23 protein-coding genes are annotated in these 19,111 nt (G+C 65.2%); 5 read left to right on the forward strand and 18 right to left on the reverse strand.

Annotation, left to right across the window (positions count from 1 at the left end; translation table 11 throughout):
- Positions 1–3: 3 nt before the first annotated feature.
- From J2X34_RS21940 to J2X34_RS21960, 5 genes are all read left to right on the forward strand, one after another.
- The gene (locus J2X34_RS21940; protein WP_114722597.1) at positions 4–222 is read left to right on the forward strand and encodes a hypothetical protein; all 219 of its coding nucleotides are present in this window, start codon (positions 4–6) and stop codon (positions 220–222) included.
- Between the two features lie 491 nt (positions 223–713).
- Entirely contained in the window at positions 714–1,700 is a 987-nt protein-coding gene (locus tag J2X34_RS21945) for a helix-turn-helix domain-containing protein (protein ID WP_429519768.1), read from the forward strand.
- On the forward strand, positions 1,697–1,873 hold the full coding sequence (locus J2X34_RS21950; RefSeq protein ID WP_429519769.1) for a hypothetical protein: 177 nt from the start codon (positions 1,697–1,699) through the stop codon (positions 1,871–1,873). The genes J2X34_RS21945 and J2X34_RS21950 overlap by 4 nt, the downstream gene beginning before the upstream one ends.
- Positions 1,870–2,772 carry a DUF2637 domain-containing protein gene (locus tag J2X34_RS21955; protein ID WP_429519770.1) on the forward strand — a complete coding sequence of 301 codons (903 nt, stop codon included), beginning with the start codon at positions 1,870–1,872 and terminating at the stop codon, positions 2,770–2,772. The genes J2X34_RS21950 and J2X34_RS21955 overlap by 4 nt, the downstream gene beginning before the upstream one ends.
- The gene (locus J2X34_RS21960) at positions 2,769–3,116 is read left to right on the forward strand and encodes a hypothetical protein (RefSeq protein ID WP_429519771.1); all 348 of its coding nucleotides are present in this window, start codon (positions 2,769–2,771) and stop codon (positions 3,114–3,116) included. Before J2X34_RS21955 ends, J2X34_RS21960 begins: the two co-directional genes overlap by 4 nt.
- Before the next feature lie 43 nt (positions 3,117–3,159).
- Here the strand turns inward: J2X34_RS21960 and J2X34_RS21965 are convergent, their stop codons facing one another.
- The 18 genes from J2X34_RS21965 to J2X34_RS22050 all read right to left on the reverse strand — a co-directional run bounded on the left by J2X34_RS21965 (position 3,160) and on the right by J2X34_RS22050 (position 19,014).
- On the reverse strand, positions 3,160–3,297 hold the full coding sequence (locus J2X34_RS21965) for a hypothetical protein (protein ID WP_429519772.1): 138 nt from the start codon (positions 3,295–3,297) through the stop codon (positions 3,160–3,162).
- Positions 3,298–3,593: 296 nt separating this feature from the next.
- Entirely contained in the window at positions 3,594–3,995 is a 402-nt protein-coding gene (locus J2X34_RS21970) for a hypothetical protein (RefSeq protein ID WP_429519773.1), read from the reverse strand.
- Positions 3,992–4,699 (reverse strand): hypothetical protein, encoded by a 708-nt coding sequence (locus tag J2X34_RS21975; RefSeq protein ID WP_429519774.1) that lies wholly within the window; start codon positions 4,697–4,699, stop codon positions 3,992–3,994. Before J2X34_RS21975 ends, J2X34_RS21970 begins: the two co-directional genes overlap by 4 nt.
- On the reverse strand, positions 4,684–6,450 hold the full coding sequence (locus J2X34_RS21980; protein ID WP_429519775.1) for a hypothetical protein: 1,767 nt from the start codon (positions 6,448–6,450) through the stop codon (positions 4,684–4,686). The genes J2X34_RS21975 and J2X34_RS21980 overlap by 16 nt, the downstream gene beginning before the upstream one ends.
- A 7-nt stretch (positions 6,451–6,457) precedes the next feature.
- Complete coding sequence (locus tag J2X34_RS21985) at positions 6,458–7,090, reverse strand: hypothetical protein (protein ID WP_429519776.1); 633 nt, start codon at positions 7,088–7,090, stop codon at positions 6,458–6,460.
- Positions 7,091–8,164 (reverse strand): hypothetical protein, encoded by a 1,074-nt coding sequence (locus tag J2X34_RS21990; RefSeq protein WP_429519777.1) that lies wholly within the window; start codon positions 8,162–8,164, stop codon positions 7,091–7,093.
- Complete coding sequence (locus J2X34_RS21995; RefSeq protein ID WP_429519778.1) at positions 8,157–8,516, reverse strand: hypothetical protein; 360 nt, start codon at positions 8,514–8,516, stop codon at positions 8,157–8,159. Before J2X34_RS21995 ends, J2X34_RS21990 begins: the two co-directional genes overlap by 8 nt.
- Positions 8,509–8,829, reverse strand: a complete 321-nt coding sequence (locus J2X34_RS22000) for a putative phage holin (RefSeq protein ID WP_429519779.1) — start codon at positions 8,827–8,829, stop codon at positions 8,509–8,511. The genes J2X34_RS21995 and J2X34_RS22000 overlap by 8 nt, the downstream gene beginning before the upstream one ends.
- Positions 8,826–9,032 (reverse strand): DUF7620 family protein, encoded by a 207-nt coding sequence (locus J2X34_RS22005; RefSeq protein ID WP_429519780.1) that lies wholly within the window; start codon positions 9,030–9,032, stop codon positions 8,826–8,828. Before J2X34_RS22005 ends, J2X34_RS22000 begins: the two co-directional genes overlap by 4 nt.
- Positions 9,029–9,322, reverse strand: coding sequence for a hypothetical protein (locus J2X34_RS22010; protein WP_429519781.1), 294 nt, complete (start codon positions 9,320–9,322; stop codon positions 9,029–9,031). Before J2X34_RS22010 ends, J2X34_RS22005 begins: the two co-directional genes overlap by 4 nt.
- Entirely contained in the window at positions 9,322–9,609 is a 288-nt protein-coding gene (locus J2X34_RS22015) for a hypothetical protein (RefSeq protein WP_429519782.1), read from the reverse strand. The genes J2X34_RS22010 and J2X34_RS22015 overlap by 1 nt, the downstream gene beginning before the upstream one ends.
- The gene (locus tag J2X34_RS22020; RefSeq protein WP_429519783.1) at positions 9,609–10,283 is read right to left on the reverse strand and encodes a M15 family metallopeptidase; all 675 of its coding nucleotides are present in this window, start codon (positions 10,281–10,283) and stop codon (positions 9,609–9,611) included. The genes J2X34_RS22015 and J2X34_RS22020 overlap by 1 nt, the downstream gene beginning before the upstream one ends.
- Positions 10,284–10,321: 38 nt before the next feature.
- Entirely contained in the window at positions 10,322–11,761 is a 1,440-nt protein-coding gene (locus J2X34_RS22025; protein WP_429519784.1) for a hypothetical protein, read from the reverse strand.
- Positions 11,758–12,630 carry a hypothetical protein gene (locus J2X34_RS22030; RefSeq protein ID WP_429519785.1) on the reverse strand — a complete coding sequence of 291 codons (873 nt, stop codon included), beginning with the start codon at positions 12,628–12,630 and terminating at the stop codon, positions 11,758–11,760. The genes J2X34_RS22025 and J2X34_RS22030 overlap by 4 nt, the downstream gene beginning before the upstream one ends.
- Positions 12,631–17,445 carry a phage tail tape measure protein gene (locus J2X34_RS22035; RefSeq protein ID WP_429519786.1) on the reverse strand — a complete coding sequence of 1,605 codons (4,815 nt, stop codon included), beginning with the start codon at positions 17,443–17,445 and terminating at the stop codon, positions 12,631–12,633.
- Between the two features lie 35 nt (positions 17,446–17,480).
- Positions 17,481–17,822: a hypothetical protein gene (locus tag J2X34_RS22040; protein WP_429519787.1), complete on the reverse strand. Its 342-nt coding sequence runs from the start codon at positions 17,820–17,822 to the stop codon at positions 17,481–17,483.
- 107 nt (positions 17,823–17,929) lie between these two features.
- A complete protein-coding gene (locus tag J2X34_RS22045) occupies positions 17,930–18,319 on the reverse strand; it encodes a hypothetical protein (RefSeq protein WP_429519788.1) in 390 nt (129 codons plus the stop codon).
- A gap of 128 nt (positions 18,320–18,447) precedes the next feature.
- Positions 18,448–19,014, reverse strand: a complete 567-nt coding sequence (locus tag J2X34_RS22050) for a hypothetical protein (RefSeq protein WP_429519789.1) — start codon at positions 19,012–19,014, stop codon at positions 18,448–18,450.
- Between the last annotated feature and the right edge of the window lie 97 nt (positions 19,015–19,111).

Below are 19,111 nucleotides of genomic sequence, written 5' to 3' on the forward strand. Positions count from 1 at the left end.
GATATGCCTGATTCGTTGTACAGCTCAGCCCGCGACAGCCGCCGTCCGAATCTGCGCCGCCGACTACGGCGACTGAAGGTTCCGCTGCTTTTCGTCTCACTGTCGGTGCTGCCCGGACTCGTCTCGTTCCGTGTCTACGGAACGATTCTCGACGCTGCCGTGGTGACAATCCTGACGGCGCTGAGCATCAGCGCGGCGGCGTTCCTCTTCCGTCCACGGTGAATGCAACCGTGCCCCCGCCGATCTGGGATCGGCGGGGGCACCGTTGCGGTTGAGAGTTGTTCTCGCGCAGACTACTTGAGCTCGGCCGAGCTCTTGCCGAGCAGTCGTCGGGCGATGATGAGCTGCTGGATCTGCTGGGTGCCCTCGAAGATGTCGAGGATCTTATTCCACCACCATCGCTACCTGCGCGAACCTATTTTCGCAGTTCATGGCGCTAGTAACCTTCGGCATTCTCGCCATTTTCGGAGCGCTTTTGGGTCTACTGCGGGACCAGTGCGGGACCGACGCGTGTACAGTCAGCGCTACAACAACAAAGAGAGACCCCGGCGACTGCGCTAACAGTCCCGGGGCATGGTCCGACTATGTAGGAGTCGAACGTGTCAAAGCATACCTATCTCAAGAACGAGATCAAGCGAGACCTACGTCTCGCTGAAGAGCTCGCCGCTACCCCGTGCGCAGCCCCCAACGTCGAGCCGTTCGTGAAGGTTCCCGTGGCCGTACTCGAGGCCGGACTGACCCCGCAGGCGTTCAAGCTGTACGCGGCAATCCGCCGGCACGCGGATAACGAGACCCTCGAAACCTACGTGGGGCGCGAGCGGCTGGCCGAATACCTGGGCATGACGAAGGTTGCCAGCATCGACCGGTACACCCGCGAACTCGTCGAAGCCGGACTCATCACCTCCACCGAGCGGTGGAAGTCGAAGCGAGACGGTCGGGACTGGGTCCACAAGAAAGACGCCGATCACACGGTGCGGGGATCGAATCTCTACGCCATCACAGCAGGTCAGAGCGTGTCCCTTTCCGGGGGCCCGGCGGGTCCTTTTCTGGGGACCCAGGTGGCCCCTCGAAAGGGACACGAACTAGACCCCTCTAACCAAACCCCTGTAACCACCTCCGAAAAGACCTCGGTCGGCGGGGCCGCCCGTCCTGCGAAGTCTGTGGATAAGTCGATGTTCGGGGAGAAGACGACGACTGCCCGGCCGCTGCATCCCGAGTGGACGCCGAACAATGCGAACCGGTCGGTGGCGGCTGAGGTCGGCATTGACGTCGAGGTCGCCGCCGAGGCGTTCCGTGCGGAGATGGCCGGCGAGCGACGCAAGGGCTGGGGTGCAGCGTTCTCGGAGTGGCTGCGGTCGAAGCGTTCCGAGGATGCGGTGACGTCAGCTGCGGTCGACGCTGCGGTCGATGCCGTGGCGCAGGCGGTTCGGGCTGCGGCCCCGACCGATGGCATCGAGGTTGAGCAGGTGCGGCCGGGAGCGGCCCCCGAACGGGCCACGGTCGGGTTTTCGCCGGTCGTCGTCGATGGGATCACGTGGGTTGGGCAGCGGCTCGGCAGCCTGTCGGATACCGAGCGTCTGCTGGCGGGTGAGCTACTCGACCGTGGCGTCATGCGCTCAGAGGTGTGGACAACGCTCCAGGACGAACGCAACCGCCCATACGGCGCCCACACCACGACCTGGACGGCGGTGGCGGCATGAGCATCGACGACAAGCTCGAGCAGCTCCTCGCCACCTCCCGCGCACGACTGAGCGCCGAGCTCCACGACCCGCAGCGCGAGAACGCCGCCCACGCCTACGCCCGCAGCCTGTGGGGCCTCGAGGATGACATCCGCGCCCTCGTCAACCAGATCCGCGAAGGAGCTCCGCTGTGAACCGCTTCCGCCTCGACGTCGTCGGCACCTACGTGATTGCCGCACTGGCCTTCGCGCTCTCGTACTCGAATCTGGTCGACCTCGCCGTGCGCGCCGGCTACTCGCCCGCGATGGCGTGGGCGTGGCCGCTCGCTGTCGACGGCCTGGCCGTGGTCGCAACGTCCGCGGTGATGCGACTGTGTGAGGATCGCACCTACGCGTGGATCCTCCTCGGCGCGTCCACCACGGTGTCGGTCGTCGCAGGCGCCGCGGCGCATCTCCTGCCGGCGGGCCCGCTTCCCGGCTGGGCTGGCGCGGCCGTCGCAGTCATCCCGCCGCTCTGCCTGCTCGTCGCCCCGCACCTCGCCGTGCAGCTACGGCGCGAAGCAGCGAGCGACACTGACGCGACCGACGCGGCTGAGCCGACGGATGCCCACGCCGTCGACGCGTCCAACGAGGAGGCGCTCCATGACGCATCGACTGACACCGTTCCGAATCCTGTCGCGGTGATCGCGACTGACGCAGTGACGCTGCAGGGAATCGACGCCGCGGCCGACGCGCCAACCGATGACGCGTCCATGACTACCTCGGTCGACATGCCATGCGTCATCTCGCCTGACCAGCTGCGGCGCACCGTGGCGCATGGCGCGCCAGCAACTGACGCAGCGCTGTTCGACCTGACGCATGACGCGCCAGCGCGCCAGACGCATCGCCCTAGTGTCACCCCGGAGCAGCGCGCCAAAGTGCGCCACCTCGCCGCAACCACAGGCATGTCCGGGTACGAAATCGCTCACGCGGCTGGCACCTCCGCCTCGACGGCGCGGCGGATCATCCTCTCCGCTGGCGGACGTGACGCGTTGCGGGCCGCCGCGAAGCGAAACAATCAGCAACCGACCGGTCTGGTTGAATGCCGAGCATGAAACGGACAATCGCTGCGATCGCTTTATCCGCCGCCGCCGTGCTGGTGCTCGGAGGGTGCTCCAGTTCGGATGACGGCCCATCTGAAGACGAGCTCCGCGCGACAGCCTGCGAGTCATTCGCATCTATCACGCCGGGCTTCTATGAGAGCAGCGATGCGGTTAGCACACTCTCTGACCCAGGTGCGAGCACATCGGACCGGGTGGATGCACTTCGGGCACAGCTCGATCAATCGTCGAGTTCCAACAAGCGGACGCGGCCCTACGACTGCAACGACGCGCGTGACGCGAAGTGGTTCGACGACTTCTATGCATCGGTGGTCGCCGAGCAGCGCGACGGGAAGTAGTCCACCCAGAGCGCCCCGGCCACAAGCCGGGGCGTTTAGCGCTTCAGCACCCGCGCGCTAGCTGCAGCTCCCAAGTGACGAAGTCGAGCGCCTCGCGCACGGCCGGGTCCTCTGGGTCGTAGCCTTCGCCGCTGATCGCAGCAGCCTCGATTGGGTCCATGTCCAGTTCGACGTAACGCACGGCTGGGCGGTTCCTGAAACGACAAAAAGCCCCCAACCATTCGGAAATCCCGAATGGTTGGGGGCCATTGTCATGTCTGCCGTTCAGTCCATTCTAGGGCTGGGTTGCGATGACGATTGGGCTTCCGGTAGCGAACTGTGCGATCAGTTCAGTCTTGCCCGATCCGTTGGTGCGGGCGGATAGGGTTACTAATGGCCCACTGTCTGGGCCGATCTGTACCTTATCCTCTGCAGTCATCGTTCCGGTGAAGGTCGGAGACGCCTTCGGCACCAGCTGTGCCACTTCATTCCAGCCCATTAGGTGTCCTCACCCTTCTGCCACACCTTCATCGTGTTCAGATCGATCCACACGTCCCCGCCGAACTGGTCGGATGGCAGTGGATAGGCTTCCTCGTCACCTTCCCGAGGCTCACCAAACCCTGCGCGCACCAAGCGTTTCGAGCGTTCATATGCGCTGACGGCACGCCACCCTAGCGCGTCGAGGCTGTACTCGCTCTCGTCGACCTCCACCGTGTGGGTGTGATTGAGCGGTGCCTTCTCGGCCAGCCCGGGAACGGTCGGATCCTCTGCAGTGCCACCAAGATCGCCGGCAAGCTTCACAGTGCCAAGCTTGATGTCTGTAGCAGGACCAGAACCAGATGGCGTAGACGCATACATCGCCCGGACGCGTTCGATCAGGTCTTCAATCACAGGACTCACGGCCCCATCACCTCCACTTCAGTGTTGCCTAGCATGAGCGGGACGGGTGTCGATCCGAGGTGCAGGCGCGAGGTTGCTGGGTTGAGAGCGATGGTGGTGGTGCCATAGCTGATCGTCGAGGACGACATGTTCGCCGTCGTGGACGGGACCGCGCCCGCCGTGGGCCATTCCCGGGTCGCGGCGGTGATGGTCGCCGCGAACCCGCCCGCGTAGTCGACCCGCTCGACGTCCGGGCCCGGCCATGTCCACGAGATCCCAGTCGCTCCGGTGGCCCCGGCAGTGCGCATGATCATCGAACCCTCGGGCGCATGCGTCAACCCGGGCACCGGGTGGTTGCTGGTCCCGGCCTGAGACCCCTGGTTGTAGGCGTGATCGAAGATTGGGTTCGCGAGGTTCACGCCACGAAACGCGAGGACCGCTGAGAGGTGGGTGCCAGAGGCGTTCGAGGTGAACGTCGGCTCGGCGACACCATGTGGGGCGCAGAAGATGAGCATGCGTCCAGCGGTGCCGCGTGGCTGGTCGACGAGCCGCGTCCAGCCCGTGGGTGTTCCGACAGTGGTCGATGCGGTGCCGCGGGTCTGTACGAGCATCACCATGTAGTCGCCGGTCTGGATGCCGGATGGGAGGGGCTGCGCCCAGAAGATTCCGTTGACCCCAGCCGTCGCTGATCCGACATAGGTGACGGCCATCAGATCTTCACCCACAGTCGGCCGCCGCCGGGATCGGTCGCAGAGGCGACGGCAGCCAGGCCGAGCCACACGAAGTTGGCGGCTGGGAACGTCGCCGATGCGGCGTGCCCGTTGTTGCAGTAGTAGCGGCCGTGGTTGTAGGTGACGACCTCGCCGCCGTTGTAGTACTTGGCTGGATTCCAGGCCCCATCCTCGACCATCCTCTTGCCGAGCATCTCGATCACGCTGTTGAACACGTCCTCAGCCAGCGCGCCGATAGCCGTGCGGGCCGCCGCCGCATCCGCGGCCTTCATCACCGCGCGGCCGGTCGCTGTCGTGTCCGAGATGTCGGACGAGGAGAGCGTGACCGCACCCTTTCGGCCGGCCACCGAGGTCACGTCGGACGCCGGATAGACCTTCTGCATCCACGACGACAGCGACGTCGACGGTTCGGCGATGAGCTGCCACTCGGTACCGAGGTCGGTGCGGTTGCACCAGTCTCCGCGCTGCCCGGCCAGAGCGAGCATCGCTGCCTGCGAGGCGACGTTGCCGAGGAAGTCCACCATCGCAATCGCCGGGAGGTCCGCCTGCGGGATCTTGCCGTTCGCGTCGAGGTTTGCCTTCTTCGCCAGCGCAGTGTCGGTGTACGACTTGGTCACCGCATGACCGGCTGCCGTCGGTGTGCCGACCGACAGTGCGCCCGCACTGTCGCGTTTCGCGAGCGTGCCCGCTGTCGCGTTCGGTGTCGCCGACTGCACTGCGGGGACCGCCGGAGCCTCCGCGGTACCGCCGAGGTCGCCGGCAAGCTTGATCTTCCCGGACACCGTCGGTGTGGCCTCGGGGACAGTCCCTGCAGCCTCAGCCGCCGATGCGGCAGCAGCAACTGCTGAAGCGTCGGCGGCAGTTGCGCGTGTGTCGGCGAACTCCGCCGACGCGACCGCAATGCCGGCGGCCTCCACTGAATCGTCACGGGCCTTCTCCGCTGCGGTCGCCGAGTTACCGGCGTTCGTTGCGTGAGTGCCGGCGGTATTCCGATGCGCCAGCGCAGCGTCCCGCGCAGCCTCTGCTGCATCCTTAGCGGTCTGGGCATCATCCTTCGCGGCAACCGAACCATCCCGCGCCACCTCAGCGGCAGCCTTTGCCGCCTCCGCTGCAGCCTTGGAATCCGCGGCAGCCTGTGAGTTCGCCAGCGCGGCGCCGGCGTACCCGGCCGCATCATCCTTCGCGGCAACCGAACCATCCCGCGCCACCTCAGCGGCAGCCTTTGCCGCCTCCGCACCGTCGCGTGCAGCAACGGCCTCTCGGACGAGCTCCGCGACACGGGAAACAACCGGTTCTGGATACTCGACGGACGCGTCTGCGACATCGGCGAGGTTCAGCTTGCGATCCCCGTTGGCATCGGGCTCGGCCGGACTGAACGTGATCGTGTTCGCGGGTACCTTCGCGCCCTTGATCCCAACTCCTGGATCCTCTTCCAGCTCGGGAATCGCAGTCCACACGATCGGAACACCACCAACGACGGCGGGCAGCATGACGCCGTCCCGTGCCTGCCGATCCTTCAGTCGACCATGAACGACCGGGTACATCATCTCGCGCACCGACAGCAGATAGTTCCCCGCCGCGTCAGGCACATGGATCGCCTTGGACCGGTCGCCGGCATCGAACCGCGCGCAGAACACGACGCGACCCTTCAGTGAGACCTGTTCAGGCAGCGCATCGGCGTCGTCCGGCGAGTCGTAGTCAGTGATCATCCATGCGCCGGTGATGTGCTGGAACTCGATAGTCATGTGGCTCCTACTCCGGATTTCCGCCGGGCTCGCCGGGATTCGGCAGGGCTTGGCTCATGGTGTTGCTCGACAGCTTCCGCAGCGTGAACTCGGTCCAGTCGGCGCCGCCGTAGAACCATCGCCACTTGCCGCTGTAGCACCAGACTTCGGCGTAGCAGCCGATCTCGTCGGGGATTTCAACTGTCATGCCGCCGCGAATGATCTTGCCGCTGGATCCGGCCGGGTAGTCGATCGACTGCTTCCGGATGAGCTCACCGTTAGCCCGCCGGGCTTCGATGTCGAGCCAGATGAGGTTGTCGCCACCAGTAGGCGTCTGCCATGCCCGGGCCTGCGCGTCGATCTTCCACAGTCCTGGTTCGTCGAACTGGATTCGACCGGTCGGCGAGACGGGTGTGAGCCCCTTGCTGTCGCCGTACTTGAAGTCAAACTGCATCCGCATCCGGTGCGGGCCGCCCGCGTCAGCGCCGAGCCACTGGTTCTGAGACATGATGAACGAGCCGTACCCGATGATGCCCTCGAGCGCGTTTGTGCGTTTCCGGGTGTCCTCGAACGTCCGCCCGAACTCGCGGAGGTACTCGAGGTTGTCGATCGTGTCCGGGCGGCGCACGAGCGGCTTCGGGAGAATGCGTAACTCCGCCATCTACACCACCCGCATCAGCCGGATTCGCAGCTGCGCGAAGTCTCGACGCACCTGCCACCCGCCGATGTTCCCGGCCCGCTTCACGGCAATCATGTGAATCGTGGCCTCAGTGTTCGGGGCTACCGTCCCCCATGTCTCGCCGGGGTTCATGGATCGGTCAGCCCAACTGACCACGTTGACGTAGCTCGATCCGCCGACCAGGTCCGGCGAATCGCCGCGCCCGTGACCGATGAACGAGCCCGACACCGGGTCGCCCAGGAGCACTTCAACGTCGATCTGCTGGCCGGTCACCCGCTTGATTTCGACACCGCCGACGATGTCCGGGCGATACCGGTAGGGGCGCGGAGGGATCGTGACCGAGGTGAGCACATGCCGGGTGTCGGAAGCGCCCTTGGTTACAGTCTCGAACGAGTTGCTTCCAACAACGTATTCCTCGACGGGCAGCATCGCGTTACGCCACGTCATCTTCCCTAATGCGGCGTCGTGCACGAGGATCTGAGCATCCGTCGGCGGCGTCGTCTGGCTCACGTCGATTGACGTGTAGATCGGGCCCGCGGGGCCGACCGGGCCTGGCGGCCCCACCGGTAGCGGCGGGAGGTCAATGCCGACCGAGTACGGGCCGCCATCGGCGCCCTGGATGCGGACGCCCGGCGCGCCCTCCTGGACCACGCCGTCGACCGTCACTGTTCCGCCGGTCATTACCGGGGCCGGGCCGCGATCTCCCTTGGTGCCAAACGCGTTCTCGTACACCCGGAACGTCGTTCCGATCCATACCCATAGGTTGTCGGTTCCAGTACAACGGTAGGTGAAGTTCAGTTCGTTCTCGCCAAGGGTCATAGCCAGGCCCTCGAGCTCCGCCAGGGTGCGGGTGCCCTGGTGGACCATGCCGGCCGCGCCACGCTCTCCCTGCTCACCGTGGTAGGCGGGGAGTCCTATCACCGCACGCTCGGCCGCGCCATCCTGCCGGCGCCGCACGTGGAGATACGTCTCAGTCATAGGAGGTAGGCCCGGCGTCTGCGGAATGCCGTACACCTCGAGGTCTACATTGATGCGTTCAATCGGGTCTTCAGGCATCGCCTGTCACCTCCATAACCTTCTGTCGAAGCGACTTCCATGCCTCAGGCGCGTTGGCGCCGAGGGCGACGACCCCGGTCGGCAGGTGTCGCAGCTTGACGGCCTCGCCGTCGCTGAGCGTGACCATCTCGACGTCCCCGAAGTCGGGGACTGATTCGATCTGTGCGCGAGGGACCCATTCGCCGCCGTCGTAGACGCGGCCGTTGATCCAGTTCAGAACTGCCTGCGCGAGCAGCTCGACCTGCCCGGGGAACATGCGCGTGAACGTCCCATCCGAGAGCGGGGCGGCGAGCATGAACTGCGAGAGGTCGGCGACCCATGGGTCATCGAGCTCGAAGATGCCCTCACTCATGGCCGGCCACCTCCTTGCGCTTACGCCGGCGGTCGCGCTGCTGTTCACGCCACAGCGCACACAGCATCGGGACGTAGACGATGGCGCCGAGTGCGTAGATCACCAGGCGGATCGGCTGCCGTCCTGGGAAGTCCATCGAGATCCACGTTGCAGCGCTGATCTGGATTAGAACCAGCGACAGGACGGCGCACTTAGCGAGGTAGATCCGCCCGAGTTCGCTCTTCTCCCACGGCGATCGGATGACATAGAGGAGCGTGAACACGGTGGCCATGCCCGCGAGCGCGAGGAGCGCGATATCTGCGGCTAGCGTCACGATGCACCTCCCCATGCCTGGCGCAGCAGCTCTGTATAGCCGTTGCGCTCGAGCTCGTTCCGCAGCACTCTCGCCACCTTCTTCGCTTCCTCGGATTCGATCTCGACCTGGCGCAGCTTCCGCTCGGCGTGGGCGTGCCCCTCAGCCGCCTCGACTGCCTGCTGCCGCGCCTCGTCGACGTCCTTGCTCCATGGCCACCTCATGGCGCCTGCCCTACTGCGTCGCGGAACGACTGGCTCGCGTGGGCGGCCAGTTGGGATGCAACCTTCTGCTCGGCGATCGTGTCGGCCAGGGTCCGAATGGTGTCCTGGTCGGCCTGCTCGCGGCCTTGAGAATGGGTGATCGCGTCGTCCTTGAGTCGCACGATCTCCCGATGCGCAGGGCCCCAGACGATCCAGCCGCGCACAAGTGCCAGCCCATGAAGAAGGGCGAGCATGATGACCACGGTCACGACGCTCGCCCCTTCCCATGCTGACGGAGTGAAGATCTGCATCACTCTCCTCGAGGGACGTTCCTGCGGGCATACTCCTCGAGCTCGTCGATCTGTTTGCCGGTCACACCATTCGGGGTGAACTTGATCCCGACGACGGTGCCGAAACTGACGAGCACCAGCACGCCGGTCGTGATGTTCGCGGGCACGTCGACGCCGGCGGACACGACAGCCCACAGCAGTGCCACGACCAGGCCAACGGCCGCGGTTGCGGTGTTCGCGTAGCGCTTGATGATGGGCTGGTCGGCCAGCTTCGCGCGAAGGATATCGGTGATCAGGTTGGGGTTCATCACATCACGTCCTTGAATCCGGGGATGCCGAGCTTCTGGCCGATCACCGCGAGCGCGTCGACGACCGTGCGGCCGCCGAGCTGCGGCCAGCCCGGGTACTTCCCGAGCTCCGCGCTGCCGGTGAGCTGGTTCCGGATCTCCTGCTCGATATTCATGCCGCCTCCTGGCGTAGGTGTAGGGGTTGGTGCCGGCGCGTAGATCCCGAGGTGCCCGGACCGGAGCTTGGCCGCGAAAGCCTCGTTGCGGGGGTCGCCTTCGCGCCAAGCCATCTGGAAATGCATCTCATCGGGGGTGTCCCAGGAGCGTCCCCAGAACACCGACCCTTCGAAGAGCGCGAGGCCGCGATTGACCTTGTCGACCAGGTCGCGGGGCATCGTGTACGGGCCCATCGGTAGGCGCGGTGCGTCGATGTCAACGGCGGTGCCGGACAGGTGGTTCGAGTTTCCGACGTCGTTGGTGTTCGACCATCCCCAGACGGGCGAGATGATCTCGCGGACGTTCTGGTCGTACCAGCGCAGCCACGCGCCGAGGATCGTGAGCGGTGCACCCTTACGCAGCGGCGCGGTGTCCACCAGGAACAGATTGGGGATGCGGACGATGTCGCACTCGTTGCGGTCGCACATCCGCCAACCGTTCTCCGAGTACTCGTAGCCGTAGGGTTTACGGAAGCTCATGGATTCCTCCTCATGAGGGGTGGCGATCCAACGGGCAGTTAGCCGCCGAGGATCGCGCGCGTCAGAGTGCTGTTGAACTTGCGGAGCTTGCCGAGGGCGAGTGCGCCCGGTTCCCGTTCGGCCTCACCGGATCCGAACTGCAGCGTGAACCCGACTCGCGATGGTGACTCCTCGTACTCGATCTCTTCGAGGGAGTCGACCTGGATGCTGCCGTCGGGTAGCTCGTACGAGGCCTGGTCTCCTAGTTCGAGGTCGCGGCCGACGTAGTTGCCGTCGGCGCCGTTGGTGACCGTGATCTTCTGCGAGGTGTAGCCACGGTTGTCCCACGCTGCGGACTTCATCGCTGCAGCCAGGTCGAGCGAGAGTGCGGTGCCTTGGCCGGCGACGAATGTCTCCTGGAACCGCAGTGGCCCGGCCTCGTTCGCGAGCTTGAGGTCTTCCTGCGAGTGGAACGCCATGAACTTGTCTTTGAGCTGGTCCGTCAGGACGCCCAAGGTCAGCCCGGCGATTCCGAACGCCGTACCGATCGCACCAGCAATAAAGTTGCCCGCGTTCACGACTAGGTCGTTGAGCCAGCCCGGCGACTTGCCGCCGCCAGTCACACGCGTCGCCATCGGAATATGCGTGACCTGCTCGACTTCTGCTGCCGGGGACCACTTGCCAGCTCGGTAGTGCGCCACCGGCTTGTCGGGACGCTTCCAGACGAAGTCCACGATGAGTGTGTTGCGGTCGAGTTTGAACAGCTCTGGGAACGGCTGCTCATCCTCGCCGTGAATGTAGAGGTCGATCTTCGGGACGATGTTCTCGGTCTTGCAGACCTCCTGCATCACGTCCCAGTACTTGTCCATCCGAGCATCGGTGATCACGCCCGGGGACTTGTCGCCGATCAGCCCGCGCGGGTTGATCATCAGCGGCCAGAACGCATTGCGGAATATGTTCCACGTCCGCATGTCGAACAAGTTGCCCTTCGGGATCGAGTAGAGCGATCCCTGCAGGCGGACGAGCTGGCCAGCCAACTCACCCTTCAAGACCGTGATCGCACGGCCAACGCCCGTGGTGGAGTGCGGCTGCAGCTCTGGCGGGAGCCACCACGCCGGCCACATGTGGATGTGGTTGAAGTACTCGAGGGCGTGGACGGCCTCGACCTGGATCCAGCGTTTGCCGCGGCGCCGGACCCGGCTGTACGAGACCGTGAGCCAGAACGTCCGGTAGCCGGGCAGGTCGACCGAGATCGGCCTCATCGCATACTTCGACTGGCCGTAGAAGTATTCGGTCCAGTGCTCGTTCTCGGGCACGAGGATCGACAGGCCGCCAGGGATCAGCTTCTTGTGGTTGAACTTCAGCTCGCGGAAGTCGCCGCATGGACCCCAGATTTCGAGGTACTTCGAGTAGAACCGCACCTTAGCGCGCGGATGACCGAACCGGAGCCGGTCCGCCTCGTCCTCGTTCTCATGCTGGGCGAAGAGCTTACGACTCACAGCAGTCCCTCCTGGAATCTCGGGACCGTGCCCCACAGCTTCGTCGCGGCACTACCGCCAGCGACCGAGAAACGGACCGTTGTCACCACGCCCGCGGGGATCGGCGAGGGCTCCATTGGGGCCTGCATCAGCGGCCACAGGTTGCGCTCTTTGCCATTCGCCGCCCGCGCGCGCAGGCGCTGCATCCCGTACTCGGTGTCGATCTTCAGCGTCTCGCCTACGAAGATCGGCGGGAATCTCAGATCGACCGGGCCATCGATGCCGTCATAGAGAAGCTGCAGCATCCCAGGCCCGGTGAACATGAACTTCGGCCAGCCATCAACCTCCGGGCCCGGATGGAGCTCCATGTGACCACTGGCAATCAGACCGTTCTTGTTCACCCACTCACTGGCATCTCCGTTATATGCGCGCGCGAATGGGTGATCTGCATGCAGCAACACATCGAACGCTGCGTACCTGTCTACTGCCGGGTCGGATCCGTACGCGGGCTTGATCGACCCACGCCGTACGGCCAGCATCCGCCACCCGAGGGTGGTGAAGACGCATAGCCAGCCCTGGCGGTCGCGGCTGATCAACTGCCGCAGCCAGTCCCGGCGGCGATGGAACTCATCGACGGTCCGGCCTTCGACGTAGATCGGCAGATCCAGCTCGCCGTGATCGAACGTCGAGTCGACATACTCCTCGCCGACCTGTCGGGCGCCCTTGTCGAAGATTGCTGCGGCCTCGGCGTGCCCGAGCCCTTCCGGGCCTTCGCCGAGCGTGAATCCCTGCGTGCCGGCGGACGCCCCGCCGGACAGGTGGAGAACCACACCGTCCGGCGAGACGTAGTAGACGATCGTCGTGTTGTCATGAATCGGCTCGACCATCACCTACCCCCAACCTCCGACGAACGCGTCGGATCGAGTCAACCTTCGAGCCTCTCGACTCATCGCGTGCGCCGCCTCGTCGTCGTTGTTCGCGACCATCTGTTCGATGTTGACCAGCGGCCCGGACGGGCGAGCTGTGATGCGCTGCAGTTCGCCGAGCATCGAATCCAACTGAGACGGCGACACTCCACCGCCATTGGCCCCTGCACGCAGGGCGGCCAGGTCCCGCATATCCACCTCGTAGCGGCGGCGATCAGCGGCTGTCTGCACCCACTCGGTATCACCAGAGAGATTCAGTGCCGCCGCACCATTCGGTAGAGCGCCACCCATATCCCGCAGGAACGTCGGAACCTTGATGCGTTCGATGATCTCGTCCGCCCACTGCTGCGTTCCCGGTGTCGCCGCCGGGGTCAGCAACTCCTGCGGCATGGTGTTCGACGGGATCGGCAGATTGAACTGGTCGATCATCGCCTTCGCCCACTCGGGAGTTCCCGGCACCTCCGGCCCCTGCTTCGCAATCTCGGAGTCGGAGAACGATCGCGGCGTGGCCTGCAGCATCCCACCGGCGTCGGATGCAGTCAGGGACAGGATCTTCTCTCCAGGGACCCCGAAGAAGTCGAGAGTCCCACCGAGCGTCTCAGTGACCGCAGACTTCGCGGCGTTGCCGAGGATGTCGCCGATGGTTGACGAGTCCCCGCGCTGCTCCTTCTGCGCCGCAGCAAGAGAGTTGATCGCCTTCTGCAGATCCGCATCCGCCCGCTCGCGATCGCGATCGGTCGCCTCCGGATCGTCGTAGACCTCATTACGTTTGGCGTCAGCCTCATCGATCGACCACTGCAGCTCCTTCAGTTGGATCTCGTCATCAGTCAGGGATGACGTCAGCTCCGGTGCCGGCGGCGCGGGGGTTGCATTCGCACCCGTCTCGGCTGCACGCTTCTTCGCTTCGAGCGAGCGGACCCGCTCTTCAGCGCGCGCAACCTTGCTCTCTGCCTGGTCCCGATCGGCCTGAGTCTTCTTCGGGTTCCCGTTGGTGCGCTCCCGAGCCTCCTGGGCCTGCGTGATCGCGATCCGTGCCGAATCGAGCGACAGTTCATCCTTCTCGGTCCACGTCGCCTTCTTCTCGCTGCGGCCATATCCGCCGTACCCAGCCCCCGAACCGGAGCCATCGCCCGGAGGATTGAACGCAGAGGCGGGAAGGTGGAACTGCTTCTCGTACTGCTGATCGTCCGGGCGCGATGCGCCGCTGCCGTACTTGACGCCGTCCGAGTTCGACTCGAATGGGACGCCGTCAAGCATTGACGTCATGTGCGAGTTCGGGCCGCCACCGCCGTTGTGGACGCCGATGTTCAGCGCCGACGACGGACCCATACCAGGCCGGAAGCCGAGCGAGGGGAAGTCCGACTCGGTCGTGTACCAGCGAGTGAACCCGTCCAATCCCTTGAGAAGGGCGTAGGCGAGGGACGAGTACGACGAGCAGTCCCACGACGGATTGCCGACCTGCCCGTAGCCGTACGGCTTGCCGGCCTCCGGAGCCAGTCCAGCGTGTGCCCGCTGGCTGGCGATCCGGCCACCGGACTCGAAGCCCGGAAGCTTGGGGAACGTGCCCGCGTTGATCATCGCAAGCTCGCGGTCGTACCGATCGGATGAATCCGAGTTGATGACCCATTCTTCGCCATCGACCATCGCGATCCCGCGGCCGTCCTTCGTCACCGCGTAGATGCCGTCCGTGCGCTCAGTGCCCGGACCGGTGGCCGGCATCCGGCCGCCGCCCGCGAAGGCAGGTAGACGCCCCCCATCCGCGTTGCCGCCCAACTGAACCGCCGGTAGTGGCCCGGCAATATTTGCCGCACCGAATGCCCGGAGACGTGCTTCGGCGCCCTGCGAGTCGGCAATGATGGTGAACGTCTTGTTCGGGATGATCTTGTCGATCACCGTCTGGATAGCGTCGAGGGCGGCCTGGTTCGGGGCGGTGAGCTTGACGATTCCAGGCTTGCCGTTAATATCCTTGTCGATCTTGACTCCGACCTCGTCAAGTCGGGCCAGCGCATCAGGCGTCAACGCCTCGACCGGGATCTCGATCCCCTCGGCGTTCGCCTGGAGGAGACTCCGAACGACTGTCAGCTGCTGCTCTACCGAATCCGCGCCTTTGAGGGAGGCGAAGATCCCGATGTCCTTCGGCACGAGTCCGGCCTGCTCCGCCATGCGCCTGATCTCGTCGGCCTGGAGACCGGTAGCGGCGGCGAGCTGCTTGAACTGCTCTTCGTTCTGGGCCCAGATAGGGGCCATATCCGCGCCGGAGGCGGCGGCCTGAAGAGTGGCTTCCTTGATGTCGCTCAGGGACGTCAGGAGTCGGTCGCCGTTGGTTGTCGAAGTATTGACCGACCCGTCGGCGTTCTTCAGTGCCTGAGCCCAGCCCTGGGTCTGGTCCCATGCCTGCTGTGTCGCCTCGGCAGTATCGCGGACTTGGCGGTTGTAGGACTGCATCGCGGCACCGACGTCGACCGGCTTGCCCGACAGGATGTCCAGCGCCGTCTTCAGCGCAGACGTCCGATCCGCTGCTGATGCCGAATCGTCAGCGAGGGTCTTCACTGCTTCCGACAGGCCGAAGAACCCGGGCGTGGTGTTCTGTGCGACAGTGCGTGCGTCCATGATTGTCTGGCGCATCGCGTTCAGGTCGTCGGAGGCCTTGATGCCGCCGTCGCCCATCTCGCGCAGCTTCCCGGTGACTGCCGACCATGTGGAGTCATCGGCCATCGCCTGAGCGACCTGCTGATCGGTCATCCCAAGCTCTTCAATGGCCCCCTGCGCCGCCTTCGCAGCATCACGCCGTCGCTCCATCTCTGGAGTCCGGTCATCTGCGTAGCCGCGACCCGCCGTGAACGGGTTAATGTCGCCGACCACATCCGAGAAGTAGTCGTTCCAGCGGGGGCCGGTCTCCGCCGCGTCGGCGAAGGACTGTGCGAGGTCGGTGACCTGGCTTGTCATGTTCGCGATGGCGAGATCGTCGAACGACCCCTTCGAGCGCGCGAAGATGTCACCCAACTCGGACTGGGACTTCGAGATCCGCTGGATCGAATCCTCGTAGGCCTGGGTTGCAGCCTTCCCTGCGTTGACCGACGACATCCAGGCCGTGACACCCATAGTGACGGCCGTGAAGCCGAGAGCCCACGGTCCACCGAGCGCGTTGACGATACCCTTGGCTGCCTGCCCGAACCCGCGCGCCGCACCCACAGCAGCGCCGCCGACAACACCAGCGAACGACGCAACATTCGCCGATGCGAGCCGGAACTGGGAACCGAGCCCTCCGGTCGCCGTCGCTAGGGCACGCTGACGGTCCGCGAACGCCGAGGTTCGCTGCGTGACAGACCGGTAACCTTCACCGATCTTTCCGACTACCGCAGATCGGGCCTCGAGGGTCGAGAATGCGGCAGCGACGTTGCCGATCTGCTCCTCGTTCTCCGACAGGGTGTCGCCGAAATTCGAGTACTCGTCGGAACTCTCGGACGCCAGAGACTTCTGGACCTCCATCTCGTCCCGGAAGCCCGCCAGCTTCTCCTTGATGCCGTCGAAGAACGAGCCAGCTGTGTCGTCGAGCCCGAAACCCTTGATGGCGGCGAGTGCACCCATACCGACCTGCACGAACCCGGGGAGTGCCAGGAAGGACTTACCGACGGTGGCCACGGCGTCGCCAGCGGTTGACAGCCCATCCACGATCACCGGGGTGGCGGCCTCGATCTTCTCCGCAGCGCCCTTCGCGAACGATTCGAGCGGGCCGTCGATCAGGTCATACAGCTCGAGCGCCAGATTCTCAGCAGAGTTCTGCACCTTCGAGATTGCGCCCGGAAGACCTTGAGTCTTCGCCGCAGCGACCTCGGCTGCCGCGCCCTGCCGATCAACCGCGGCGCGCATGTTGTCGAAGCTCGCGACGCCGTTCTCGGCGGCAATACTTGCCATGCGCATCGCGTCCGAGCCGAACAGGGTCGCGGTCGCGGCCTGGTACTGCTCCTCGCTCATTTTCCCGGACGCCGTCTTGAGCTGCTCGAGCAGCGACCGCATCCCGATGAACTTGCCCTGCGCGTCGTAGACCTTCAGGCCGAGTTCTTCGATCGCGGCCTGGGCGGGCTTGCCCTGGTCGGTCAGCGCGAGCAGTGACGTCTTGAGTAGGGTTCCGGCATCGGACCCCGAGATGCCGGCGTTCGCGAGCATGCCCAGGGTGGCGCTGGTGTCCTCGATAGAGACGCCGAAGCCATTGGCCACGGTGCCGGCCTGCTGCAGCCCGTACGCGAAGTCCGTCATCTCACCAGACGACGCGTTCGACACATTGGCCAGGACATCGGCGACATGGGCTGCGTTACCGGCGTCCAAGCCGAATGCCTGCAGTGCCTGTGACTGGATCGTGGCCGCCGATGCAGCATCGATCTGGGCCGCCGCTGCGAGCTGCAGGGTGCCCTTCGCCGCATCCATCGACTGCTGGACCGAGAAGCCGCCCTTGGCAAGTTCGGTCATCGCCGCTGCTGCATCGGATGCAGACGCGTTCGGTAGCGAGGCGTCGTTGCCGAGCTCCTTCGCCCGCTGGCCGACGGCCGCCATCTGGTCGGCCGTCGCCTGCGAGACGGCCTGCATGGTGTTGAGGGTGTTCGTGTAGTCGTTGCCGATCGAGATGACCTTCTGGAACGCCACCCCGGCGCCGACACCGACACCGATCAGACCGCCGATCTTCGACGCCACACCGACCGCGCCGCGCAGCCCGGACTCGAGCTTCGTGTTGAAGCCCTTGAGATCCGGCGCGACCTCGATGTCTATCCGACCACCGGGCATGACGTACCTCCTTGAGGTCGAATGGAAACGAGGGGTTAGCCGCCAGCTAGTAGCGCCGCGAAATCGCGGCTGCCGAGCTTGCGGCCCGGATCCGGCACTGATGGGGTGTGGAGTTCGACGGCCGCCTCGTACAGTTCGCGGCGCAGATCGGCGATCGGTCCGGGCCGCCACGCCACCGGCGGGATCAGTGGCTGCTGCGGCGGCTTGATGCCCCGCTTCTTCCGCAGGGCGCGTTCGGCTTTCACCTCGGGGTCATCGGGATCGGTGATCCATGAGGCATATTCGGAGCGGAGGAAGAAGTCGAAGCGGTCGAGGAACATCGCCATGTTCTCCGCTTCGAAACTCCACTCGTCCGGCAGCTCCTCGATCAGGACCACGAGATCCCGACATGCGAGCGTGCGTAGCTGCTCACGCAGATCGAGGTGGTAGTGGTGCCGGAAGCCCGCATAGGTGGCGCTCCAGCCCTCCTTCGTGAGGAGGAGTGCTAGAGCGCCTTGAAGTTTCCCTCGGCGTCGAGCATTCCGGCGTGCTTGTAGATCTGGTTGATCAGCCGGTCGGCGACTCCCGCGTTCTGCTCACCGATGTCGATGGCCAACTGGCGGGCGTCACCAGCAGTGAGGATGAACGCGAACCGCTCCTCCCATAGCTCCGTGATCGCATCCAAGGAGGCCTTGCCGTCCTTCCCGACCTTGTACTCCTTCTGGAGGAGGTGGGAGAACTCGAGCACCTCGGCACCGGTGTAGTCGCACCGGATGTCGTAGGGCTTGCCGAACAGCGATACCTTGACGGGCGGCTGCTCTTCGACGGCCCATTCGTCGGTCAGTTCGATCCGCTCGTCTGCAGCGTCGTCAACCTTGGGGGCGTTCTTGGGCATGGGTGCACCAGGCCTTTCGTTGTCAGGGGTGGGGCGCGCCGGGCCCTGGTGCCCACCCGGTAGGGGCGGGCCCGGTGCACGTGGGGGTGACAACCCCTACCGGGTGGGTTCACAGAGCCGGGACGGCCCTAGGGTGCGAGCGGGTTGAAGCTGGTCAGCGGGACAACCTTGTCGAGAGCGAGGAGTTCGAACTCGAAACCGTCCAGGCTCTCGCCGCCGAACACACGCGGCGGCGGGGTCGTCAGGGTGACCCGGCTGCAGTAGAAGCCCGCGGTGCCGTCGTCGTCGCGGAGCAGGAGTTGAATGGCGAAGTCCTCATCCTGGCCCGGGTTCCACTGGAAGACCTTGGAACCGGTGGAGGTCTCGGCGATCGATCCACCCTGCAGTGCGGTGAGGACCGTGGCCTTCGAGTAGTCGGTCGCGCGCAGCTTGATGCGCTCCTCGAGCGGGCCCTTGACGACCTTGTACGGCGCCTCGCGGCGGTTCCACACCGGCAGCGTCTTGATGTCCCGGCTCGGGTTGACCTCGAACCCAGCCTCGATGCCGCCGAACGCATCCCAGGTGATACCGGGGGCGGTACCGCTGACCGGTGCATTGGCGAACGGGTCAGTGGGCATCGGGGTGCCGGCGGGCGCGCGGTAGACGTCGCCGTCGAGCCAGACGTATGCCTTTTCGGGATTGGCGTGAGTGCTCACGTGTTTCCTCCTGATTCCTGCTCACGAGTGGTGAGCACATGCGGGAGTCCCATCCCGGGCGTGCCAGGCAGGCACCCGGGATGGGACGACTGTGGGG

Origin of the sequence: Rhodococcus sp. BE178, from assembly GCF_050433545.1 — a bacterium.
Taxonomy (GTDB): Bacteria; Actinomycetota; Actinomycetes; order Mycobacteriales; family Mycobacteriaceae; genus Prescottella.